Annotated in this window: 14 protein-coding genes and 1 pseudogene; 4 read left to right on the forward strand and 11 right to left on the reverse strand. The window is 69.7% G+C overall.

The window, feature by feature from the left end:
* Positions 1-143: 143 nt before the first annotated feature.
* The 4 genes and pseudogenes from MAA44156_RS01260 to MAA44156_RS01275 all read left to right on the forward strand — a co-directional run bounded on the left by MAA44156_RS01260 (position 144) and on the right by MAA44156_RS01275 (position 4,164).
* A complete protein-coding gene (locus MAA44156_RS01260; protein WP_009974465.1) occupies positions 144-659 on the forward strand; it encodes a hypothetical protein in 516 nt (171 codons plus the stop codon).
* A gap of 10 nt (positions 660-669) precedes the next feature.
* Positions 670-2,439 (forward strand): acyl-CoA dehydrogenase family protein, encoded by a 1,770-nt coding sequence (locus MAA44156_RS01265; protein ID WP_009974464.1) that lies wholly within the window; start codon positions 670-672, stop codon positions 2,437-2,439.
* An 8-nt stretch (positions 2,440-2,447) separates the two neighbouring features.
* The gene (locus MAA44156_RS01270) at positions 2,448-3,269 is read left to right on the forward strand and encodes a helix-turn-helix domain-containing protein (protein WP_023880461.1); all 822 of its coding nucleotides are present in this window, start codon (positions 2,448-2,450) and stop codon (positions 3,267-3,269) included.
* A pseudogene (locus MAA44156_RS01275) lies at positions 3,270-4,164 on the forward strand (SAM-dependent methyltransferase).
* Here MAA44156_RS01275 and MAA44156_RS01280 read toward each other — a convergent pair.
* The 11 genes from MAA44156_RS01280 to glf all read right to left on the reverse strand — a co-directional run bounded on the left by MAA44156_RS01280 (position 4,161) and on the right by glf (position 23,495).
* Complete coding sequence (locus tag MAA44156_RS01280; RefSeq protein ID WP_031344660.1) at positions 4,161-5,726, reverse strand: acyl-CoA carboxylase subunit beta; 1,566 nt, start codon at positions 5,724-5,726, stop codon at positions 4,161-4,163. The pseudogene MAA44156_RS01275 and the gene MAA44156_RS01280 overlap by 4 nt on opposite strands.
* Before the next feature lie 8 nt (positions 5,727-5,734).
* Positions 5,735-11,110 carry a polyketide synthase Pks13 gene (gene pks13 / locus MAA44156_RS01285; protein WP_029248343.1) on the reverse strand — a complete coding sequence of 1,792 codons (5,376 nt, stop codon included), beginning with the start codon at positions 11,108-11,110 and terminating at the stop codon, positions 5,735-5,737.
* An 11-nt stretch (positions 11,111-11,121) separates the two neighbouring features.
* The gene (fadD32, locus tag MAA44156_RS01290; RefSeq protein WP_009974458.1) at positions 11,122-13,020 is read right to left on the reverse strand and encodes a long-chain-fatty-acid--AMP ligase FadD32; all 1,899 of its coding nucleotides are present in this window, start codon (positions 13,018-13,020) and stop codon (positions 11,122-11,124) included.
* Between the two features lie 281 nt (positions 13,021-13,301).
* A complete protein-coding gene (gene culp6 / locus MAA44156_RS01295) occupies positions 13,302-14,312 on the reverse strand; it encodes a carboxylesterase Culp6 (protein ID WP_009974456.1) in 1,011 nt (336 codons plus the stop codon).
* A 164-nt stretch (positions 14,313-14,476) separates the two neighbouring features.
* The gene (locus MAA44156_RS01300; protein ID WP_009974454.1) at positions 14,477-15,379 is read right to left on the reverse strand and encodes an esterase family protein; all 903 of its coding nucleotides are present in this window, start codon (positions 15,377-15,379) and stop codon (positions 14,477-14,479) included.
* 161 nt (positions 15,380-15,540) lie between these two features.
* Positions 15,541-16,584, reverse strand: coding sequence for a diacylglycerol acyltransferase/mycolyltransferase Ag85A (gene ag85A / locus MAA44156_RS01305; RefSeq protein WP_011723409.1), 1,044 nt, complete (start codon positions 16,582-16,584; stop codon positions 15,541-15,543).
* A 350-nt stretch (positions 16,585-16,934) separates the two neighbouring features.
* Positions 16,935-18,917 carry a terminal beta-(1->2)-arabinofuranosyltransferase gene (aftB, locus tag MAA44156_RS01310; RefSeq protein WP_009974451.1) on the reverse strand — a complete coding sequence of 661 codons (1,983 nt, stop codon included), beginning with the start codon at positions 18,915-18,917 and terminating at the stop codon, positions 16,935-16,937.
* Positions 18,904-19,821 carry a decaprenyl-phosphate phosphoribosyltransferase gene (locus MAA44156_RS01315; protein WP_003872571.1) on the reverse strand — a complete coding sequence of 306 codons (918 nt, stop codon included), beginning with the start codon at positions 19,819-19,821 and terminating at the stop codon, positions 18,904-18,906. The genes aftB and MAA44156_RS01315 overlap by 14 nt, the downstream gene beginning before the upstream one ends.
* On the reverse strand, positions 19,818-20,357 hold the full coding sequence (locus MAA44156_RS01320) for a phosphatase PAP2 family protein (protein WP_003872570.1): 540 nt from the start codon (positions 20,355-20,357) through the stop codon (positions 19,818-19,820). Before MAA44156_RS01320 ends, MAA44156_RS01315 begins: the two co-directional genes overlap by 4 nt.
* Positions 20,350-22,236, reverse strand: coding sequence for a glycosyltransferase (locus MAA44156_RS01325; RefSeq protein ID WP_009974449.1), 1,887 nt, complete (start codon positions 22,234-22,236; stop codon positions 20,350-20,352). Before MAA44156_RS01325 ends, MAA44156_RS01320 begins: the two co-directional genes overlap by 8 nt.
* A gap of 50 nt (positions 22,237-22,286) precedes the next feature.
* Positions 22,287-23,495: a UDP-galactopyranose mutase gene (gene glf / locus MAA44156_RS01330; protein WP_003876945.1), complete on the reverse strand. Its 1,209-nt coding sequence runs from the start codon at positions 23,493-23,495 to the stop codon at positions 22,287-22,289.
* Positions 23,496-23,590 lie beyond the last annotated feature (95 nt).

Here is a 23,590-nt window from a genome sequence, read left to right on the forward strand (position 1 = left end):
TGGTTTAGCCGTAATTATTCACCGGTCGAATAACGCGCCGAATTAACGATCGAGTAATTACCGATAATGGGTTTCGGCAATCCATTTCCGGGTCAATACTAATTCCGCCGTGATCCAGTTCACACCCGGAAAAGGATGGCCCGATGCACACGCTGATTCGCCTGGGAACTCACGCGGCCGCCGTCACGTCGCTGATCCTCCCGGCCGCGGTGTCATCCCCGGCCACCGCGGCCGCCGAGGGTGGCGGCACCACCGTCGTTTTCGACAACTACTTGCGCCGTTGCGATTTCAGCAAGGTGAGCATCGCGCCCAAGGTGCCCAGCCCGATGCTGGGCACCGGCTCGGCCGTCGTCCGCGTCAATGGGTCCACGGCCGTGGCCGAGGTGCATTTGGTGGACGCGCCCGAGCCCGGAATGCATTTCGACGTCGGCCTTATCGAAGAACCGCGGCCGTCGTCGGCCGGCTGCGGGCCCGGCGACCCGGGAACCGCTTTCACCGGTATGGACCTCGACGGCGCGGGCCGCGGCACGGCGACCGTTTCCGACACCGTCCGGCCCGGCACCACCGGGGTATGGTTGATCATCGAGCGGCCGAATCCGAACTCGCAGAATCCGGCCGAGTTCTACACGTCGGAGTTCGTGGTGCCGGTGGGCGCGTAACGTCTCAACGATGAGCGACTACGCCGTCGAGGCGGTGGATCGGCTGCCCTTTTCCACCGCGGAGAAATCCCAGCGCTACGCGACCGAGAACTACTGCGGGGCCGTGGGTCTCAACTGGTATGACACCGATCCGACGCTGCAGTTCACCATGTCCTACTACCTGCAGCCCGACGAGCTGGCGCTGGCCGAGCGGCATCTGTCGCGCATCGGTGAGCTGATGGGCGGCCCGGTGGCCCGCTGGGCCGAGGAGACCGACCGCAACCCGCCCCGGCTGGAGCGCTACGACCGGTGGGGCCACGACATCAGCCGGGTGGTGATGCCGCCGTCCTTCGTCCAGTCCAAGCGGGCCGTGCTGGAGGCCCAGCGGGCGCTGCGCACCGAAGCGCGGGCGGCGAAGATGAGCTCGTCGCTGCCGCTGTTCGCCTCGAATTACCTGCTCAACCAAGCCGATATCGGGATGGGGTGTGCGTTGGGCACCGGCGGCGGCATGGTGCAGTCGCTGGTGGCCGCCTACGCGCCCGCCGATGTGCGCGAGCACGTGCTGGCCAAGTTCGCCTCCGGGGAGTGGGCCGGTGAGACCGCGCAACTGCTCACCGAGCGCACCGGCGGCTCCGACCTGGGCGCGCTGGAGACCACCGCGACGCGCCACGGCGACAGCTGGCTGCTCAACGGCTTCAAGTGGTTCGCCTCCAACTGCGCCGGAGAGGCGTTCATCGTACTGGCCAAACCCGAAGGCGCACCGGACAATTCGCGTGGCGTGGCCAACTTCCTGGTGCTGCGCACCCGCCGCGACGGTTCCCGCAACGGGGTGCGGGTGCGCCGGCTGAAGGACAAGCTCGGCACCCGCTCGGTGGCCTCCGGCGAGGTCGAGTTCGTCGACGCCGAGGCGTTCCTGCTGTCCGGCGAGCCCACCGACGGCGCCGCGTCGGACGGCAAGGGGCTGGGCCGGATGATGGAGCTGACCAACGCCGCGCGGCTGGGCATCGCGTTGTTCGGGCTCGGCAACGCGCGCCGCGCCCTGGTCGAGTCGCTGTGTTACGCGCGGCAGCGCCGGGCGTTCGGCGGCGCGCTGATCGACAAGCCGCTGATGCGGCGCAAGCTCGCCGAGCTGATCGTCGACGTCGAGGCGGCGCAGGCGATGGTGTTCGACGGCACCGGCGCCACCAACCATCGCCAGCCGCGCGGCATGCGCCAGCGCATCGCGGTGCCGGTCACCAAGCTCCGGGTGTGCCGGCTGGGCATCACCGCGGCCTCGGATGCGATCGAGATCCACGGCGGCAACGGCTACATCGAAAACTGGCCGGTGGCAAGGCTTTTGCGAGACGCCCAGGTCAACACCATCTGGGAGGGCCCGGACAACATCCTGTGCCTGGATGTGCGGCGCGGCATCGAGCAGACCCGGGCGCACGAGACGCTGCTGGCCCGGCTGCGCGATGCGGTGTCGGTGGCCGACGACGACGAAGCCACCCGCCTGGTGGCCGGCCGGATCGAGGACCTGGACGCGGCGATCACCGCCTGGGGCAAGCTCGACAAGCCGCTGGCCGAGGCGCGGCTGTTCGCGCTGGCCCAATTCATGGGTGACATCTACGGCGGCGCGTTGCTGGTCGAGCAGGCCGCCTGGGAGCGGGCCACCCGTGGCGGTGACCGCAAGGCGCTGGTCGCGCGGCTCTACGCGCAGCGCTACCTCGCCGACCGGGGCGCGCTGCGCGGCATCGACGCCGACTCCGACGAGGCGTTGCAGCGCTTCGACGAACTGGTCGACGGCGCGTTCCGTCCCTAGGCCGCACCATGACTGCTCCGCGGTTGTACCGGCCGAGCCCGCCGCTCGCCGAGCACATCGAGTATTTCGGTTACTGGCGCGGCGACGAGGCCTTGGGGGTGCATACCAGCCGGGCGCTGCCGCGCGGCGCGGTCACCGCGATCATCGACGTCGGCGGCCGCACCGACCTCGGCTTCTACGCCTCGGATGCCCGCACGCCGCTGACGGTCCCGCCCGCCTTCGCCGCCGGGGCGGGCGCGACGGCCTACGTCGTGCGGGTCGCCCCCGCCCACACCGTGATGACCATCCACTTCCGGCCCGCCGGGGCGCTGGCATTCCTGGGTTCCCCGCTGAGCGATCTGGAGGATGCGCTGGTTGGCCTCGAAGACCTCTGGGGCCGGGACGCGGCGCTGCTGCGCGAGCAACTCATCGACGCCGGCTCGCCACCGCGCCGCGTGGCGCTGCTGCAGGCGTTTCTGGTCCGCCGGATGCGCCGCAACGCCGTGTGGCCGCCTGCGCGCCTGGCGCCGGTGTTGCGCGGCGCGGATCTCGACCCGTCCATGCGCGTCTCGAAAGCCCAAGAGCTGAGCGGTCTTTCGCGTAAGCGGTTCGCCGCGCTGTTCCGCTGCGAGGTCGGCCTGTCACCGAAGGCCTATCTTCGGGTGCGCCGGCTGCAGGCCGCGCTGCGCGCGCTCGACACCCCGGCGCGGGGCGCGACGATCGCGGCCGACCTCGGCTACTTCGATCAGGCCCACTTCGTGCGCGAGTTCCGCGCCTTCACCGGCGCCACCCCCACCCAGTACGCGCGGCGACGCTCGTCGATGCCCGGTCACGTCGAACTCGCCCGGTGAGTGCACGCGGCCAAAATATCCAAGCCGCGGCCGGCGCCCGGCGCCGATGATGGGGTGATGGACGCAAACCTCGCCGCGGTCGCCGACACCGCACTGCTGGTGGCCGCCATCCGCGCCCACGAAACCACCCGCGACGACCGGCTTTTCGCCGATCCGTTCGCGGCACGGCTGGCCGGCGATCCGGGGGCACGAGCTGCTCGCCGGGGCGCTGGCCGCGACCGGCGAGAGCGCCACCGCGCAGATCGTCGTGCGCACCCGGTTCTGGGACGACGCCCTGCTGGAGGCGGCGCAGCAAATCAGCCAGGTCGTCATCCTGGCCGCCGGCATGGATGCCCGCGCCTACCGGCTGGCGTGGCCCGACGGCACGGTCGTCTACGAACTGGACCAGCCGCACGTGCTGTCGGCCAAGGACGGCGTGCTGGCCGGCGAACGGCCGGCGTGTCGACGTGTCGCGGTGGGGGTCGATCTGGCCCAGGACTGGCCGGCCGCCCTGCGCCGCGCCGGACTCGATCCGTCCGCGCCGGCGGTGTGGCTGATCGAGGGGCTGCTGCAGTACCTCGACGAGGCCGCAGTCACCGCGTTGTTGGACCGCGTCGACGCGCTCTCGGCGCGCGCCTCGGTCCTTCTCTACGACGTCGTCGGCAAGGCGCTGCTGGAGTCGGACTTCATGGCGCCGGTGCTGGAGTCGATGGCCCGCAGCGGCGCCCCGTGGCGCTTCGGCACCGACGACCCGGGCGGGTTGTGCGAGCGCCTCGGCTGGTCGGCGACGGTCACCGATGTCGCGGAACCGGGCAACCGGTACCAGCGCTGGTATGCGCCCGCGGTCCCGATGGACGTCGCGGGGGTGCCGCGCGGCTATTTCGTGCAGGCGACCAAGCAGGCCGCGGGCGACTAGACCGGGATCAGCCCGTGCTTGCGGGCGACGCGGAACCACAACTGCTTGTCCCGCAACAACTTCAGCGACTTGCGCAGCAGCAGCCGCGTCTCGTGCGGGTCGATGACCGCGTCGATGAAGCCGCGTTCGGCCGCCGTCCACGGGATCGCCATGTTGAGGTTGTAGCCCTCGATGAAGTCCTTCTTGATTTGCTGCGCCTCGGGCGTGGTCGGATCGGGGAACCGCTTCATCAGCAGCTGCGCCGCCCCCTCGGCGCCGATCACCGCGATCCGCGCGGTCGGCCAGGCGAAGTTGAAGTCGGCGGTCAGCTGCCGCGAGCCCATCACGGCGTAGGCGCCGCCGTAGGACTTGCGGACGGTGATGGTCACCTTCGGCACGTCGGCCTCCACCACCGAGTAGAGGAACCGGCCGCCGCGCTTGATGATGCCCCGCTTCTCCTCCTCGGCCCCGGGCAGAAAGCCGGGCGTGTCCACCACGAAGACCAGCGGGATGTTGAACGCGTCGCAGAACCGGATGAACCGCGCGGCCTTGTCCGAGGCCTCGTTGTCGATCGACCCGGACAGGTGCATGGGCTGGTTGGCGATCACGCCCACGGGGTGGCCGTCGACGCGGGCGTAGCCGGTGATGATGGCCGGGCCGTGCTGGGCGGCCACCTCGAGGAAGTCGCCGTCGTCGAAGATCCGCAGCAGGATCTCGTGCATGTCGTAGGACATGTTGTCCGAGTCCGGCACGATCGAGTCGAGCTCGAGGTCGGTCGGCGTGATCTCGGGCTCCAGCCCGGGGTTGACGATCGGCGGCTGGTCGAAGCAGTTGGACGGCAGGAAGGACAGGTACTCCCGCACGTACTGGAACGCCTCGGCCTCGGTGTTGACCACGTGGTGGATGTTGCCGTATCGGGCCTGCGCGTCGGAGCCGCCGAGCTCGTCGAGGGTGACCTCCTCGCCGGTGACCTCCCGGATCACGTCCGGGCCGGTGACGAAGAAGTAGCCCTGATCGCGCACCGAGACCAGCAGGTCGTCCTGGATCGGCGAATACACCGCTCCCCCAGCGCATTTGCCGAAGATCAGCGAGATCTGCGGCACCAGCCCGCTCAATGCCTCGTGCCGGCGGCCCAGCTCGGCGTACCAGGCCAGCGAGGTGACCGCGTCCTGGATGCGGGCGCCGCCGGAGTCCTGGATGCCGATGATCGGGCAGCCGACCATGGCGCACCACTCCATCAGCCGGGCCACCTTGCGGCCGAACATCTCGCCGACCGTGCCCTGGAACACCGTCTGGTCGTGGGAGAATACCCCGACCGGCCGGCCGTCGATCATGGCGTGGCCGGTGACGCAGCCGTCGCCGTAGAGGGCGTTGGGGTCGTTGGGTGTCTTGGCCAGCGCCCCTGTCTCCAGGAAGGTGCCCGGATCGACCAGCGCGTGGATGCGGGCCCGGGCGCTGGGGATGCCCTTCTTGTCCCGCTTGGCGGCGGCCTTCTCGCCTCCGGGCTCCTTGGCCAACTCCAGCCGGCGGTACAGCTCGGCCAGCTTCTCGGCGGTGGTGTGCTGGATGGGGGCCGGCGCCATCTCCGTCACTACTTGCCTACCTCACTTGTCTGACTGGTTTGCGCCTCCACCTTATTCAGCACGTCGGTGAGGTGGGCGCCGACCTTGCCGATGATCGGTTCGTCGATGACCTGGATGTGCTCGCCGCCGATCGGAACCACTTCCAGGTCGGCCACGTACTCGCCCCAGCCGCCGTCGGGCTGGCGGATGGCGTAGCGCGGCTCGAACTCGATGACGTCGTCGTGGTAGCGGTCGGCCATGTACAGCGTCACGTGCCCGTCGTACGGCTCGATCTGGACGGTCTCGAGCGCCCGGTTGTCCAGGTAGGACGTCCGCTGGTGCTCGACGATGCCGCCCGGGATCTGCACCCCGCTCTGCTGGACGATGTCCAGCACGAACTTGACCTGCCCTTCGTCGTCGAGCTCCTCGAGCTGCTCGTAGGGGATCGCCGGGATCTCGACGTTGAAGGTGCGCTCGGCGAACCGCGCGTAGCGGTCCCAGCGCTTGCGGGTCTCCTCCTTGGTCTGCGGGACCTCCTCGCCGGCGCGGACGGTGTCGATCAGCCCGACGAAACGGACGTCGGCGCCGGCCCGCTTCAGCCCGATCGCGCAGGCGTAGGCCAGCGCGCCGCCGAGCGACCAGCCCACGAGGACGAACGGGTTGTCCCCGTTGAGCTCCAGCAGCTTGGGCACGTACTGGGCGGCCCGCTCCTGCACGGACCCCTCCACGCGCTCGAAGCCGTACATCGGGGTGTCCGGCGGCAACCGCTTGAGCAGCGGCTCGTACACCACGGTGGAACCGCCGGCCGGGTGGAACACGAACACCGGGATCTTGGTGCTGCCCTCCGGCCGGGCCCGCAGGGTGCGCACGAACCCGTCGATCTGGCCGGCCTCCAGGTAGGTGCGCACCCGCTCGGCGAGCGCCTCGATGGTCTCGGCGGCCTGCACGTCCTCGACGGTGATCGGCCCGTCGGCCCGCTCCGACAGCCGCTGCGCCATCTTGGCGGCGGTGTCGGCGTCCAGCTTGGGCAGCGGGTTGAAGATGCCGCCCGCCGACTTGCCGGTGACGATCGCCCAGGTGGCGAAGGTGACCCGCTCGGCGGCGTCGCGCGGGGGCACGTCGGAGTTCAGCGCCTTGGTCACCGCTTCGGAGCTGAGCGCCTCGGCCAGGCTCGGCTTGGGCTGCCCGCCGTTGGCGGAGGGACCCGACGGGTCCGTCGGCGGCGGCGGAATCGGGGTGTCCGACGGCGGCGGCGGGGCCGGCTGGGTCTCGGGCTCGGCCTGCGGGTCGGGGGCGGGCGCGGCCACCGAGGCCGGCGTCGCCCCGCTGAGCAGCTGGGCCTGTTCCTTGGCGATCTCCTCGGGCGTCAGCGTCTTCTGATGCTCGTGCAGCGCCTCGACCTCGTCGCGGTGCTCGATCGCGTACGTGATCAGCTGCTCGATGTTGTAGAGGTTGGCATCACGCACCGCGGTCAGCTGGATCGGCGGCAGGTCGAAGTCGTATTCGACCCGGTTCTTGATCCGCACCGCCATCAGCGAGTCCAGGCCCAGCTCGATCAGCGGCACCTCCCACGGCAGGTCCTCGGGCTCGTAACCCATTGCCGCCGAGACGATCAGGCCCAGCCGCTCGGCGACGGTCTCGCCCGAATCCGGTGACCACTTGCCCGTACCGGCGGGCAGGTAGCGGGCGGTCAGGCTGTCCGACAGCGTCTCGGCGTTGGTGTCCTCCTCGACGGGGGTCTGCGCCGGCTGCTCGGGCGCCGCGACGGTCGGGGCGGCGGCGATGGCCGCGCCGGCGCCGACCGCGGTCGGCAGCGCCGCCACGTTCTGGCCGGCCCGCGACACCAGCACGTCGTAGACCAGGGTGAAGGACTCGTCGATGCGGGCATGCACCTGGACCGACGCCCCACCCGGATGACGGGTCATGGTCGTCACCAGCCGGGCTCCCGGGCCGGGCACCGCCCGCTGCTCGGAGGCCACCAGCTGCGCGTCCGGAAGCACTTGTGTGGCAGCCGATCTCACCAACGCCGCCAGGTCCGTCTCGCCGTTGCGCGGCGCGTATTCCCACACGTGCCGGCCGTCCGGCAGCGCAACGTGGGTGCCCGGCATGATCACCGAACCGTCGCCGGAGAAGTGCACGTCGAGCCAGTGCTCTTTGCGCTTGAACCGGGTCGGCGGGATGTTCGCGTAATCCTGCGGACCCTTCGCCCGGGTGAACAACGTGCGAATGTCCAGGTCGTGGCCGTAGACGTAGAGCTGGGCCATGGCCGAGATCATCGACTCGACGTCGTCCTGTTTTTTGGCGAGCGTCGGAATCAGTTGGGCGTCATGCAATCCCGCGGCGGCGGTGGTCAGGCCGATCTGCATCAGCGCCACCGGGTTGGGGGCGAGCTCCAGGAACGTGGTGTGGCCGCTGTCGACGGCGTTGCGGATACCGTGGGTGAAGTAGACGGAATGCCGCATCCCCTTGACCCAGTAGGCGACGTCGTGGACCGGCTCGCTGCCGGGCTTGATGTAGGTGCCCTCGTGCACCGTCGAGAAGATCCCGACGGCCGGGCTCATCGGCTTGATGCCCTGCAATTCCGCGGAGAACTCGCCGAGCAGCGGGTCCATCTGCGACGTGTGGCCCGCGCCCTTGGTCTGTAGCTTGCGCGCGAAACGTCCCTCGGCCTCGGCGCGGGCGACGATCGCGTCGATCTGCTCCGGCGGCCCGCCGATGACGGTCTGGCTGGGCGCGGCGTAGACGCACACCTCCAGGCCGGGGAAGTCGGCGAACACCGTCTTGAGTTCGTCGGCGGAGTACTCGACAAGGGCCATGAAGCGGATGTACTCGCCGAACAGCATCGCCTCGCCCTCGCCCATCAGGTGCGAGCGTGAGCAGATCACCCGGGTGGCGTCGGCCAGCGAGAGCCCGCCGGAGAAATACGCCGACGCCGGCTCGCCGAGCGATTGGCCAACCACCGCAGCGGGTTTGGCGCCGTGGTGGCGGAGCAGCTCACCCAGCGCGATCTGGATCGCGAAGATGACGACGTTGGAGGTCTCGATGCCGTACTCGTGCGAGTCGTCGAGGATCAGTTCGAGCACCGAGTAACCGCGCTCGTCCTGGATCAGCGCGTCGACCTTCTCGATCCACTCGGCGAAGACCTCGTTGCGCAGGTACAGGTTCTTGCCCATCTTGCGGTGCTGCGCACCGAAACCGGCCATCGCCCACACCGGGCCGTTGGTGACCGGGCCGTCGGTGCTGAACACGTTCGGCCGCTGCTTGCCCTCGGCGACCGCCCGCAGACCCTTGATGGCCTCCTCGTGGTCGTGGGCCAGCACCACCGCGCGGGAGCGGCCGTGGTTGCGCCGGGACAGGGCGCGGCCGATCGATTCCAGCGACGACGCTTGCCCCTCCGGGCTTTCCATCCAGTCCGCCAGCTCGGCGGCGGCCGCCTTTTTGCGTGACGTCAGAAACGCCGACACGGCCAGCGGGATCAGCGGCTTGGTGGGCTCGGACTCCTGTTGCGCCGCAAGCTCTTCCAGCGCGATCGCCTTGAGGCGCAGCGCCTCCTCGGTCAACCCGGGAAGCTCGTGCTCTTCCTCCTCGGGTGCTTCGGGGTCGGGGATGACGTTGCCGAAGTCGTCGAACCGCAGCGCGTGGGCCTGCGGCTCAGGCGATTCGGTGGGCTCGGCGGCGGCCTGCGGGGCGGGCGTTGGTTCCGGCTCGCGCTCGATGACGTCGCGGGGCAGCACCTCGCGCACCACCAGGTGCGCGTTGGCGCCACCGAACCCGAAACTGGACACCCCGGCCAGCGCGTAGCCGCCGTAGCGCGGCCAATCCGTCGGGCTGTCAATGACTTTCAGGCGCATGCCGTCGAAGTCGATGTAGGGGCTGGGCCCGGCGAAGTTGATCGACGGCGGCAGCTTGTCGTGCTGCAACGCCAGCACCACCTTGGCCAGGCTGGCCGCGCCGGCCGCCGACTCCAGGTGTCCCACATTGGTTTTCACCGCTCCGAGCAGCGCCGGACGGTCGGCGGGCCGGCCGCGGCCGACCACCCGGCCCAGCGCCTCGGCCTCGATCGGGTCACCCAGCACCGTGCCGGTGCCGTGCGCCTCGATGTAGTCGACGGTGCGCGGATCGATGCCGGCATCCTTGTAGGCCCGGCGCAGCACCTCGGCCTGGGCGTCCTGGTTGGGGGCGATCAGGCCGTTGGACCGGCCGTCGTGGTTGACCGCGCTGCCGGCGATCACGGCCAGGATCTGGTCGCCGTCCCGGCGGGCGTCGTCGACCCGCTTGAGCACGAACATGCCCCCACCCTCGGAGCGGGTGTAGCCGTCGGCGTCGGCGGAGAACGACTTGATCCGGCCGTCGGGTGCCAGCACCTGGCCGATCTCGTCGAAACCGAGCGTCACCAGCGGGGTGAGCAGCGCGTTGACCCCACCGGCGATCGCCACGTCGCACTCGCCGTTGCGCAGCGCCTGCACGGCCTGATGCGTCGCCACCAGCGAGCTGGAGCAGGCGGTGTCCACCGCCACCGAAGGGCCGCGGAAGTCGTAGAAGTAGGACACCCGGTTGGCGATGATCGAGGTGGCGGTGCCGGTGATCGCGTAGGGGTGGGCGACCGTGGGGTCGGACACGGCCAGGAACTGGTAGTCGTTGTTGGAGAAGCCGACGTACACGCCGACCGCCTCGCCGCGCAGGCTGGACGCCGGGATGCGGGCGTGCTCGAGCGCCTCCCAGGTGAGCTCCAGCGCCATCCGCTGCTGCGGGTCGATGTTGTCGGCCTCGGTCTTGGCGACCGCGAAGAACTCCGAGTCGAAGCCCTTGATGTCCTTCAGGTAGCCGCCGCGGGTGCGGGCGCCTGCCACCCGCGCCGCGATGCGCGGCTCCTCGAGGAATTCCGACCAGCGGCCCTCGGGCAGGTCGGTGATGGCGTCGCGGCCCTCCATCAGCGCTTGCCAGGTCTCGTCGGGGCTGTTCATGTCGCCGGGCAGCCGGGTGGACAGCCCCACGATCGCGATGTCGACCCGCTCGGCCGGCCCGCTGCGCGACCAGTCCATGTCGTCGCCGGCGTCGACGGCCTCCGGCTCGCCCTCGATGATGCGGGTGGCCAGCGACTCGATGGTCGGATGCTGGAAGGCCACCGCCACCGACAGGGTGACGCCAGTCATGTCCTCGATGTCGGCGGCCATCGCCACCGCGTCCCGCGACGACAGACCCAGCTCGACCATCGGCACCGACTCGTCGATCTCGTCGGGTGACTTCCCGACGGCCCGGCCCACCCAGTTGCGCAGCCACTCGCGCATCTCGGGCACGGTTGTCGGGCGCCGCTCCTCAGCATCGCTTCGCTCTGCATCGTCGCCGGCGCGCATATCGCTCTTCTTGGCGGGCGTGTTCTCCTGAGGTTCGTCTATGTCAGCCATGGTCCTGATGCTCAGTCGGTTGAGTTGGCGAAGGCCGTCGGGGAGCCGACACCGCTTCGCAGGCTGCCGTCGAGGTAGGCGGCGCGGCAGGCGCGGTGCCCGATCTTGCCGCTGGAGGTCCGCGGAATCGTCCCCGCCTGCACCAACAGCAGATCGCGGACCGTGACGCCGTGGCGCACCGCGATGGCGGCCCGGATGTCGTCAGCGATCGGCTGGTAGTCCAGCTTGTGGGTGCCGGGCGCGCGCTCGGCGACGATCACCAACTGCTCGGAGGTGTCGTCCGGGTCGTACTTCAGCCCGGTGTGCGGGTTGTCGAACACCTCTTTGGGCAGCTGGTTGGCCGGCACCGAGAAGGCGGCCACGTACCCGGTGCGCAGCGCCTTGCTGGCCTCCTGCGCCGAGTACTCCAGGTCCTGCGGGTAGTGGTTGCGGCCGTCGATGATGACCAGGTCCTTGATCCGGCCGGCGATGTAGAGGTGGCCCTTGTAATAGGTGCCGTAGTCGCCTGTCTTGACCCACATCGCGTCGTCCGGGGCGCCCTCGGCGTGCGACTGGCTGATCCGCGACTTGAGGATGTTGCGGAAGACCTCGTTGGTCTCCTCTTCCTTGCCCCAGTAGCCGATGCCCATGTTGTTGCCGTGCAACCAGATCTCGCCGATGTGCCCGTCCGGCAGTTCGCTGGCGGTCTCCGGGTCGACGATGACCGCCCACTCGTCGACGCCGATGACGCCGGCGGACACCTGGGCCACCGCGTTGGGGGCATCGGCGGGCACCTCGACGAAGCGCTGCTTGTTCAGCTCGGCGCGGTCGACGTGGATGACGGTGGGCGCCTGGTCCATCGGGGTGGTGGAGACGAACAGCGTCGCCTCGGCCAGGCCGTAGGACGGCTTGATCGCGGTCTCGCGCAGGCCGTACGGCTTGAAGGCCTCGTAGAACTTGCGCATCGAGGACGGGGACACCGGCTCGCTGCCGTTCAGGATTCCCTTGACGTTGCTCAGGTCCAGCGGCGGCTCGCCCTCCTTGGGCACCCCGCGCACGGCGGCGTGCTCGAACGCGAAGTTGGGCGCGACGGTGAACACCTCGCAGTCGGGGGCGTCGTCGGGCTTGCGGGCCATCTCCCGGATCCACCGGCCGGGACGGCGCACGAACGCGGCGGGGGTCATGAAGGTGAAGTTGTGGCCGAGCACCGGCGACAGCATCGCGGTGATCAACCCCATGTCGTGGAAGAACGGCAGCCAGGACAGGCCGCGGTCGCCCTCCTTGCCCTCCAGCCCGTTGAGCACCTGCAGCACGTTGGTGGGCAGGTTCAGGTGGGTGATCTCCACGCCGGTCGGGGTGCGGGTGGAGCCGGAGGTGTACTGCAGGTAGGCGATGGTGTTCTCGTCGGCCTCCGGCGGCACCCAGGTGGAATTGACCTCGTTGGGCACCGCGTCGACGGCGATGACGCGCGGGCGCTCCTTGGCCGAGCGGGCGCGGATGAACTTGCGGACGCCCTCGGCGGCCTCGGTGGTGGTCAGGATGGTCGACGGGGTGCAGTCGTCGAGCACGGCGTGCAGCCGGCCGACGTGACCGGGCTCGCTGGGGTCGAACAGCGGCACCGCGATCCGGCCGGCGTACAGGGCGCCGAACAGCGCGATCAGGTAGTCCAGGTTCTGCGGGCACAGCACCGCGATGCGGTCGCCGGGCTCGGTGACCTGCTGCAGCCGGGCGCCCACCGCGCGGTTGCGGGCGCTGAACTCCGACCAGGAGATGTCGCAGGCGACGCCGTCGCGCTCGGTGGAAAAGTCCAGGAATCGGTAAGCGAGCTTGTCGCCACGAACCCTCGCCCATTTCTCAACGTGCTTGACCAAGTTCGTGTTCTCGGGGAACTTGATCTTTCCATTCACGATGAACGGGTTGTGGTACGCCATTCCGCTCTCCTGTCACACCTGTGTTCGGTCGGCCAGGCCGACGTTGTTGTCCGGTCGGCGCGCGCCGACGGCTACATGTCTACGCAATGTCCACGCACGGTTCACGCACGGGCAGCCCCCGCAGCCCCAGCCGGCATCGACCCCGACCGGGCCCGCGACAAAGTCTGGCAGCTCTTAAATTCCTCTTAATGTTACGGGGCCGCCCACGGCAGACCAAATCACAAGGTACCGCCGATGGCCACCGGCAACGGCCACCTGACGGCTGTGTCCGGCCGCCCCGATCATCCGTGTTTGGGTTGTGGCGCATTCGCGATCAATCCGTGAGCCCAGTTCAATGTCCAGTCGGTGGCCGGCACCCCGTCCAGGCTCCAGCACTGGGTGGTGGCGTACAGCGCGTGGACCGGTTGGCCGGCACCGCCGGCCAGGGTGTTCAGCGTGGCGGGCAGGTTGGCGACGCTGAAGGCCTCCTCGGGCGCGGCGCAGATCAGGTCGCCCGGCGCGCAGATCTCGTTGGTCTTGGCGTTGAGGTCGCCGAACCCGCCGGGCCGCGCGCCGGTCATGGTCAGGCCCAGCCCCGACAGGATGGGCACCTCGTGCAGAGTCACCTCGGCGCCCTGCCCGGGCGGGTTGGGCCCGATGTCGTTGCCCACCCCCTGCTGGCGGCGGCCGTCGGCGATCAATGTCACACCCAGCACCAGGTCGTCGTCCACCGGCCCGCGGCCGTTGCCGATGTCGCTGGCGATGTCGCCGGCGATCACTGCGCCCTGCGAGAAGCCCATCAGCACGTAGCTGGTCAGCGGGCACTTGTTGTTCATGTCGGTCATCACCGCGACGGTGGCCCGGGTGCCCTCGGCCCGGCTGGCGTTGTAGGTCATCTGCGTGTCACCGCTCAACGGGTTGTGGAACTGCGCGGTGTAGGGAGTGGTGTAGGCCTGCAACCGCGACGGCGGGAACTGCTCGGTGAGGCTCGCGGTCACCTTGTGCAGCAACGCGTTCGGGAACTGCAGCGGGTTCCCCGGGTCGTCCTGCGGGGCCGATTCCCAGGTGCCGGGCACGTTGACCAGCAGCACGTCCGGGCAGGAGGCATCCTGCGACGCGGGCCGCGGCTTGTGCGGATGGCCGGTCGTCGAGGTGGGCGGCAGCACGCCGGGCGGCACCGCGCTGGGCGGCGCCTCACGGCCGCGCAGCACCACGACCGCGGCCACGATGACCAACAACACGACGCCGGCCACCGACAGGGCGGCGATCCAGGCCAGGGTGCGACGGCGCTTGCGCCGGGCGTTGGTAGGCATGTTCTCCTGCTGGCAGAGCGGGTGGACGCAGCGGCGCGACGCCCGCGCTCTGCTGCACGCTCTACACCGTACCGGCTCGCCCTGGGTGGTCAGCCCGGCCGCGAGCGGCTAGCCATGTGGCGGCGACCCGCGGCGCCCGGCTGCGCCGCGCTGGCGATCGCCGTCTAGCGAATGGCACCGACGATGTCGCCCGACATCGCGCCCAACTGGCCGGCCCACGAGCCCCAGCCGTTGTCGCCGCCGCCGGGGAAGTCGAAGTGCCCGTTGTGCCCGCCGTTGCTGCGGTACTGCTGGTAGAACTCCCGCGAGCTGCCCATCGCCGCGCCCGCCTGGCCGATCATCGCGGCGTCGTCGCCGCCCATGTTGGTCGGGCTCCACACCCACACCCGGGTGTTGTTCTGGGCCAGCAGCGAGGCGTGCACGTACGGGTCGTGCCACTTCCACCGGCCCAGCTGCGGCGCCCCCCACATGCCGTTGCCGTCCACGCCGCCGTACTGCTGCAGGCCGGCCAGGATGGCGCCGTTGTAGTTGGTGCTGGACGGGTAGAGAAACCCGGACAGCGAGCCGGCGAAGCCGAAGCGGTCGGGATGGAAGGCGGCCAGCGCCATCGCGCCGTAGCCGCCCTGCGAGGCGCCGACGGCGGCGTGCCCGCCCGGGGCCAGCCCCTTGTTGGCGGCCAGCCAGTCGGGCAGCTCGCTGGACAGGAAGGTGTCCCACTGCTTGCTGCCGTCCTGCTCCCAGTTGGTGTACATGCTCCACGCGCCGCCGGCCGGGGCCACCACCGAGATGCCCTTGCCGCCGAGGGTGTTCATCGCGTTGCCTGCGGTCACCCAGTTGCTCACGTCGGGCGCCGCGTTGAAGGCGTCCAGCAGGTAGACCGCATGCGGGCCGCCGGCCAGGAAGGCCACCGGGATGTCGCGGCCCATCGCCGCCGACGGCACCATCAGGCTCTCGTACCCCGCGGCCCGGGCCGCGCCGGTGACCGCGGCGGGCTGCAACGCCACGCCCAGCCCCGCCGCCAGCATGGCGATGCAGAACACCCGAAGAAGCGCCGACACACCCCGCACGACCGTCATGTCCACCCTCCATCGTCTAGTCGCTGAGAGCACATTAGCCAGGGCCGTAGTTCCCCCGCGCGCCGGGTAGTGAAACTCGTCACACCGTCGCGAAACGACCGGCGGCGGGAGCCCCGAAGGGTTCCCGCCGCCGGCGTCATGCTCGGTATTGGTTAGGTGCCCTGGCCGTTCCCGGCGTTGGTGGCCGCGGCCGTGGCCGGACCGGCACCCGGGGTGGCGCCCAGCACCGACTGCAGGTCAGGCTTCATCGCCTGCAGCTGCGCGCCCCAGTAGGGCCAGTCGTGGGTGCCGTTGGCGTCGAAGTTCCACACCGCGTTGTGGCCACCGGCGCCGTTGTAGGCGTCCTGGAACTTCAGGTTGGACGTCCGCACGAAGCCCTCCAGGAACTTGGCGGGCAGGTTGTCGCCACCGAGGTCGGACGGCTTGCCGTTGCCGCAGTACACCCAGATCCGGGTGTTGTTCGCGACCAGCTTGCCGACCTGCAGCGACGGGTCGTTGCGGGCCCAGGCCGGGTCCTCCTTCGGACCCCACATGTCGGCGGCCTTGTAGCCACCGGCGTCACCCATGGCCAGCCCGATCAGCGACGGGCCCATGCCCTGCGACGGGTCCAGCAGCGCCGACAGCGAGCCGGCGTAGACGAACTGGTCGGGGTGGTAGGCGGCCAGGATCAGCGCCGAGGAGCCGGCCATCGACAGCCCGACGACACCGCTGCCGGTCGGCTTGACCTGCTTCTGCGCCGACAGGTACTGCGGCAGCTCGCTGGTCAGGAAGGTCTCCCACTTGTAGGTGGTGCAGCCGGCCTTGCCGCAGGCGGGCTTGTACCAGTCGGAGTAGAAGCTGGACTGGCCGCCGACCGGCATGGCGACCGAGATGCCCGACTGGTTGTACCACTCGAACGCCGGGGTGTTGATGTCCCAGCCGTTGAAGTCGTCTTGCGCGCGCATCCCGTCGAGCAGGTACAACGCGGGCGAGTTGGCCCCACCGCTTTGGAACTGGACCTTGATGTCCCGTCCCATGGCGGCGGAGGGAACCTGCAGGTACTCCACCGGCAGACCGGGGCGCGAGAAGGCCCCGGCGGTCGCCGAGCCCCCGACGGCGCCAATCAGGCCCGAGAGCAGCGCCGCCCCAGCGGCCCCCACCACGAGCCGGCGCGGCATCCCCGCCACGGCGCCGCGCAATCTGTCGACAAGCGTCATCCTTGCTTCCTCATCCTTCTTGCGGCGTTCCGGCGCGTTCGTCCGCTCGGCCGCTTTCTTGATTGGTTCGAACCGCCTGCGCCTACCGATGGCATGAAGCGCAGGAGTGCTCGTGTAGTCAACCACACCGGTGGCCGTTCGGTCGCATCGAGGCGAGCCCGCCTGCGGCCGAGCGGCCCTGGAACCCAGCGGTTTTCACATCCAACACGTGTACAAAAGTCGACGTCGGCGCATGTGCTTGACCGCCGTGGCGAGCTGGTCGGGGGTCAGATGTGATGTTGCTGCCAATTTGTCGCGGAGGCCGCGGCCCGACCGGTGGCGGATCGGCCGAAAATTCTTCTGCGCGGCGCTCACTCGCGCGGCGGCGGTGGCGCTTCCTCCGGCACCGGCAGCCCGCAGCGGGCGAGCTCGTAGCGCGGCACCCGATCGATCCGGTAGCCGGTGAATTGGAAGGAGTGCAGCACGTTGGACAGGAACCGGTGCGGGGTCATCGGGGCCCGCACCGAGGCCAGCACCGCCCGGGTGTCCGGGCACTGCAGCGCCGAGACGGCCTCGGCGACCCACTGCGCGTCCAGGTAGCCCGGGATCCCGGGATACACCTTCACCCAGGGCCCGTCGGCGATCACCCAGTCCGGGAACAGGTTCTTGTCGTGCCCGATCCGGCCGTGCTTGAGGCGTTCGGTGTGCTGCGCCAGCGGATTCGCCAGACCAATCTGGTCGATCACCCGGACGTCGAGCCCGACGTTCATCCCCACCATGCCCAGGTTGGTGAAAAACACGGTGTGCTGCGGCTTTTGCAGAAACTTGTCGGGCGGGGTGCCGGGCGGCGGCTGGGCCATCGGCACCAGGTCCCACTGGGTGTAGTTGCCCGACGGCAGCAGCAGCGCACCCTCGGGGGTGTTGTTCAGCGCGGTCAGGATGGCGGCCATCCGCGGATAGCCCAGATAGTCGGCGGCGGTCAGCGGGTGCGCGTGGCCGGTGGCCTGGGCGTAGAAGCGGCGTTCGTCGACGATCCCGGAGTAGGTGACGTGCGTGGCGTCGTCGCCCATGCCGGGCGAGTTGGCCGCCCACAGCGCCCATCCGGCGATCCCCAGCCACAGCGCGCAGGCCGCGCCGGCCACCCAGTTGCCGGTCTCGCGGGAGTAGTCCTGGCCGTCGGGCACCATCACCGGGACGACGGCCACCGGGGCCAGCAGGCAGAACAGCGGCGCCAGCAGCACCCGGGCGTGCATGAAGTCCCCGCCCTGGCGAATCCAGTACAGGGCCTGCAGCAAACCGCTGACCAGCACCCAGGCCACCACCGCCGGCGGGCTGTGCACCGCCCGGGCCACCCGGCCGTAGTTGGGCGCCAGCGGGGGCCGCAGGAACGACGGCCGCCGCCGGGCGGCCGCCAGCAGCACCCCGAGCAGCACCAGCAGCACCGCGGGAACCCACACCAGGTACGGCGCGTCGAAGTTGGACAGGTAGGTCATGCCCTGCGACCACTTGTCCCCGGCGGCGTCCTTGGCCAGGGCGGTGCCCGGCACCAGCAGGCCGTAGTAGCCCATCCGGAAGATCTCGTAGGCCACCGGCAGCGCACCGCCGGCGGCGACGATCAGCGCCCGGCGCCGCCAAGTGCGGGCCGTGACCAGCATCATGATCAGCGCCAGCCCGCCCATCAGCGCCAGCTCCGGACGCACCAGGACGCTGAACCCGGCGACGAACGCCAGCGCACCGGCGAACTCCCGGCGGTCCGGCCGGTTGCGCACCGGCTGCGCCCAGCACACCATCATCCACCACAGCAACCCCAGGTAGGCCAGGGCCAAACCGCTTTCCAGGCCGGAGGTGGCGAAGTCCCGCGACGGCGGCAGTGCGATGTAGACCAGCGCCCCGGCGGGCAGCATGATCGCCCGGCGGCCGCGTAGGCTGGGCGCGTACAACCGCGCCGCGCCCAGCATCAGCAGCGCCACCCCGAGCACCGAAAGCGTCAGCGCCAGCGCCAGCGCCACGTACTCCATCCGCAGCGGGCCGCCCACCCAGCTGCCGGCGTACATCAGATACGTCCACGCCGTCGAGGTGTTGGCCTCCACCCGCTCGCCCTGGTTGAACACCGGCCCGTTGCCGGCCAGCAGGTTGCGCACGGTGCGCAGCACGATCAGCCCGTCGTCGGCGATCCAGCGCCGCTGCCAGCCGCCCCAGGCGAACAGCACGGCAACCACCGCCACGCCGATCCACAGGCTCGAGCGCACCATCGTCGTGTACGGGAACACCGGCCAGCCGGGCCGCCTCATCACCGGCCGGCTGCCCATGATGCGCGCCTTGAGCGCCTGCAGTTCGGGGCTAACCGAAGGCAACGGCGGCTCCGACCGTCACCATCCACGCCAGCGCCAGGAGCTGGAACACCCGGTCACGCAGCACGATGTCCTCGGGCTCCCCGGCCAGGCCGCCGTCCACGTCGACCGCGTAGCGCAGGATCGCGATGGTGAACGGGACCATGGACACCACGAACCAGCGCGCCTCGCCGTGCTCGCGGTCGAAGGCCCACAGGCCGTAGCAGACCACCAGCGCGGTGGCCGACAACGTCCAGACGAACCGCAGGTAGGTGCTGGTGTAGCTCTCCAGCGCCTTGCGGATCTTCGCCCCGGTCCGCTCGGCCAGTTGCAGCTCGGCGTAGCGCTTGCCGGCCGCCATGAACAGCGACCCGAACGCCATCATCAGCAGGAACCATTGGGTGAGCCGGATGTTGGTGGCCGCGCCGCCGGCGATGGCGCGCAGCAGGAACCCCGACGACACGATGCAGATGTCCATCACCGCTTGGTGTTTGAGGCCGAAGCAGTAGGCCAGCTGGATGGCGATGTAGACGGCCATCACCGCCGCCAGGTTCGGGGTCAGCCACCAGCCGATGCCCAGCGACGCCGCCGCCAGCAGCACGGCCAGGGTGTAGGCCAGCCATTCGGGCACCACGCCGGCCGCGATGGGCCGGAACCGCTTGGTGGGGTGCTCGCGGTCGGCCTCGACGTCGCGCGCGTCGTTGACCAGGTAGATCGACGAGGCGGCCAGGGAGAACACCACGAACGCCACCGACACCTTGCCCAGCACGTCGGTGTAGTCGTACTGGACCGGGCCGCCCAGCGCCGCCACCGGCGCCAGCAGCACCAGCACGTTCTTCACCCATTGCCGGGGGCGGATCGCCTTGATCACCCCGGAGACCACGTTGGCCGGCGGTCCGGCCACCGCTTCCTGCGTTTCCTCGGTCATTGGTCACCTCTTGCCAGCTGCGGTGCGCGGCGCGCGACGGCGGCGACGCCGGCCCCCAGGGCGATGCCGCAGGCCACGTCGCTGGGATAGTGCACCCCCAACACCATCCGGGACAACGCCATCGGCGGCACCAGGACCGCGGGCAGCGGCAGGCCGGTGATCCGGCCCAGCAGGATCGCTGCGGCGGTGGTGGAGGTGGCATGCGCGGACGGGAAACTGAGCCGGCTGGGGGTGCCGACGTTGACCACGACGGCGGGATGATGCGGCCGTTCGCGCCGCACGATGCGCTTGACGACGACGGCGGCGGCGTGCGCGACGAACGCCCCGGCCCCGGCCGCAAGCCAATCGGCGCGGCGCCGCGGTGAGCACAGCGCGCCGAGCGCGGCCGCCGCCACCCAGCCGATGCTGTGCTCGCCGAAGTGGGACAGCGCGCGCGCCACGGTCAGCACCCCGGGGCGCTTGCTCAGTGCCGCCTGGACGGCGACCAGCGCGGCCACCTCACCGCGCGGGGCCTGCGCAGCAGGGGACTCAGGCATGTTCGGCAGCTGGCAGCAACGCCGTCTCCCACTTCTGCTTGCTGGACAACACGGGCAGCGCACCGCGATACACCCTGCGCATCTCGTCGAACCGGGTCAGCAACTTGCGCTGACGGCGCAGCGATGCGAACAACAGCGAGAACATCTTTCGCCGGTCCCGCTGCCGGTACACCACACCGCAGCCGTCGGCCGTCGTCACCGTGACGCCGTCGACGGTGCACAGCCGGAACCACCGCGCATCCTGGGTGGGCACGTTGTACTGCGGGCGCCGGTGCGCCTCGGGGTCGGCCTTGGTCGCGTTATGGGCGATCCCGCGGGCCAGCCGGTAGCCGATCGACAGCGGGTTCACCGGCGGCTTCATCGCCTTGCTCTGGTAGCGCGGCGGCGGCAGCTCGCTGGCCGCCGGCAGCACCACCGCGTCCGGGTACTCCTTGCGCAGCCGGTGCACCTCGGGCAGCGCGGATTCCAGGATGGAGAAGATGTGCTCGGGCCCGGCCAGGAAGTCGTCGATGGCCCGGTTCTGGATGGCCACCGTCGAATATTCAAGGCAGGCAAGGTGTTTCAGGGTGGCCTTCAGGTGGCTGCGGACCAGCCCGGTGATGTCGCCGTCCCAGTGCAGCGCGGCGACCACCAGCCGGTTGCGCAGATGGAAGTAGGCCTGCCAGTCGATGGCGTCGTCCTTGTCACTCCAGGCCATGTGCCAGATGGCCGCGCCGGGAAGGGTGACGGTGGGGTAGCCGTGCTCGCCGGCGCGCAGGCCGTATTCGGCGTCGTCCCACTTGATGAACAGCGGCAGCGGCTGGCCCAGCTCCTCGGCGACCTGCCGCGGGATCATGCACGTCCACCACCCGTTGAAGTCGACGTCGATGCGCCGGTGCAGCAGCGCGCTGCGAGGGTTCTTGTCGTTCAACGGGAATTGCGCGAAGTCGTGGTCGTACTCGGCGTGCGGCGCCGCGGTCCACATGAAGTTCGACTGGTCGACGACCTCGCCCATGATGTGCAGGTGCGAGGGCTCCTGCAGGTTGAGCATCTGGCCGCCGATCAGCATCGGCGTCTTGGCGAAGCGGTGCAACGCGAGCACCCGCAGGATCGAGTCGGGCTCGATGCGGATGTCGTCATCCATGAACAGAATCTGTTGGCAGTCAGTGTTTTTCAGCGCCTCGTACATCACCCGGCTGTATCCGCCGGAGCCGCCGAGGTTGGGCTGGTCGTGAATGGACAGCCGGTTGCCCAGACCCGCGGCCGCCGCCGGGAAGTCCGGGTGGTCGCGCACCTTGCGGGTGCCCTGGTCGGGCACGATCACCGCACCGATCACCTTGTCCACCAACGGATCTGCGGTGAGGTCGGCCAGCGCGTTGACGCAGTCGGCGGGCCGGTTGAAGGTGGGGATGCCGACGGCGATGTTGGCCGTCCCCGGTGCCGGTTCGGTGGCATACCAGCCGCCGCTGATCAGGTTGACCTCGGTGTCGGTGGTGATGTCGAACCAGATCCAGCCGCCGTCCTCGAACGGCTTCAACGGCACCTCGATCTCGACGACGGCCGGCTGGTCGTCGGTGCCGACGAACTGGCGGCCCTGCACCGAGATCCGCACCCCGGTGGCCTTGGTGCGGTAGACGTCGACGCGACCGGTTCCAGTCAGCTCGACCTTGAGCACCACCGATTCGCAGATCGACCAGCGCCGCCAGTAGCTGGCCGGAAACGCGTTGAAGTAGGTGGCGAACGACACCTCGGACTCTTTGCCGATCTCCAGCGACGTGCGGCTGGTGGCGTGCGCGCGCCGGGCGTTGGTCGTCGACTCCTCCAGATACAGCTTGCGCACGTCGAGGGGCTCGCCGGGACGCGGCAGGATGATCCGGGACAGCAGGCTCACGGCACTCATTCAGGCGCCACTCCTTCTCATCGCTCCGCTCTGCATCGTCGTGGCGCGCATCAGGCGCCGCTCTCCTGTTTGCTCTGGGCTTCTGTCAGGGATGCGCCGTCGCGCAGGTGCGGCGCGAGGACGTTGTCATACATGTTCAGCGCGCTGGCGATGGCCATGTGCATGTCCAGGTACTGGTAGGTGCCCAGCCGGCCGCCGAACAGGACCTTCGCCGACGCGGTCTCGGCCTTGGCCCGGGCCCGGTAGGCGGCCAGCAGGGCGCGGTCGGCCTCGGTGTTGATCGGATAGTAGGGCTCGTCGTCGTCCTCGGCGAACCGCGAGTACTCCCGCATGATCACCGTCTTGTCGGTCGGGTAGTCGCGTTCGGTGTGGAAGTGCCGGAACTCGTGGATGCGGGTGTAGGGCACGTCGAGGTCGTTGTAGTTCATCACCGGGGTGCCCTGGAAGTCCCCGATGGGCAGCACCTCGACCTCGAAATCCAGTGTGCGCCAACCCAATCGGCCCTCGGCGTAGTCGAAGTAACGATCCAGCGGGCCGGTGTAGACCACCGGCGCCTCGGGGCTGCCCGCGCGCAGCCCGTCGCGCACGTCGAACCAGTCGGTGTTCAGCCGGACCTCGATGTTCTCGTGGGCGGCCATGTTCTGCAGCCAGGCCGTGTAGCCGTCGACCGGAAGCCCCTCGTAGGTGTCGGAGAAGTAGCGGTTGTCGAAGGTGTAGCGCACCGGCAGCCGGGTGATGTTGGACGCCGGCAGTTCCTTGGGGTCGGTCTGCCACTGCTTGGCGGTGTAGCCCTTGACGAAGGCCTCGTAGAGCGGCCGGCCGATCAGCGAGATCGCCTTCTCCTCGAGGTTCTGCGCGTCGGCGGTGTCGATCTCGGCGGCCTGCTCTGCGATGAGCTTGCGGGCTTCCTCGGGGCTGAAGTACTTGCCGAAGAACTGCGACACCAGGCCCAGGCCCATCGGGAACTGGTAGGCCTGGCCGTTGTGCATGGCAAAGACCCGGTGCCGGTAGTCGGTGAAGTCGGTGAACTGCCGCACGTAGTCCCAGACCCTTTTATTAGAGGTGTGGAACAGGTGGGCGCCGTACTTGTGCACCTCGATGCCGGTGTGCGGCTCGGGTTCCGAGTAGGCGTTGCCGCCGATGTGCGGGCGGCGTTCCACCACGAGCACGCGCTTCCCGAGCTGGGTAGCGACGCGCTCGGCAATGGTCAGTCCGAAGAATCCAGAGCCGACGACGAAAAGATCGAAACGAGCGGTCATCGGTTGCTTAGGGTATCCGACGGCGTGGCCCGAACCCATTTGGCGAGGCCAGCAACCAGGGCCCGGCTGATTCGGGGCGGCCGGCGGAGCGTGCC

The organism is Mycobacterium avium subsp. avium, assembly GCF_009741445.1.
Classification (GTDB): Bacteria; Actinomycetota; Actinomycetes; order Mycobacteriales; family Mycobacteriaceae; genus Mycobacterium; species Mycobacterium avium.

Bases quoted from the DNA above. Each gene is read 5' to 3' on its own strand.
- MAA44156_RS01260 (WP_009974465.1), top strand. From the start codon at position 144: ATGCACACGCTGATTCGCCTGGGAACTCACGCGGCCGCCGTCACGTCG.
- MAA44156_RS01265 (WP_009974464.1), top strand. From the start codon at position 670: ATGAGCGACTACGCCGTCGAGGCGGTGGATCGGCTGCCCTTTTCCACC.
- MAA44156_RS01270 (WP_023880461.1), top strand. From the start codon at position 2,448: ATGACTGCTCCGCGGTTGTACCGGCCGAGCCCGCCGCTCGCCGAGCAC.
- MAA44156_RS01280 (WP_031344660.1), bottom strand. From the start codon at position 5,726: ATGGCGCCGGCCCCCATCCAGCACACCACCGCCGAGAAGCTGGCCGAG.
- pks13 (WP_029248343.1), bottom strand. From the start codon at position 11,110: ATGGCTGACATAGACGAACCTCAGGAGAACACGCCCGCCAAGAAGAGC.
- fadD32 (WP_009974458.1), bottom strand. From the start codon at position 13,020: ATGGCGTACCACAACCCGTTCATCGTGAATGGAAAGATCAAGTTCCCC.
- culp6 (WP_009974456.1), bottom strand. From the start codon at position 14,312: ATGCCTACCAACGCCCGGCGCAAGCGCCGTCGCACCCTGGCCTGGATC.
- ag85A (WP_011723409.1), bottom strand. From the start codon at position 16,584: ATGACGCTTGTCGACAGATTGCGCGGCGCCGTGGCGGGGATGCCGCGC.
- MAA44156_RS01315 (WP_003872571.1), bottom strand. From the start codon at position 19,821: ATGACCGAGGAAACGCAGGAAGCGGTGGCCGGACCGCCGGCCAACGTG.
- MAA44156_RS01320 (WP_003872570.1), bottom strand. From the start codon at position 20,357: ATGCCTGAGTCCCCTGCTGCGCAGGCCCCGCGCGGTGAGGTGGCCGCG.
- MAA44156_RS01325 (WP_009974449.1), bottom strand. From the start codon at position 22,236: ATGAGTGCCGTGAGCCTGCTGTCCCGGATCATCCTGCCGCGTCCCGGC.
- glf (WP_003876945.1), bottom strand. From the start codon at position 23,495: ATGACCGCTCGTTTCGATCTTTTCGTCGTCGGCTCTGGATTCTTCGGA.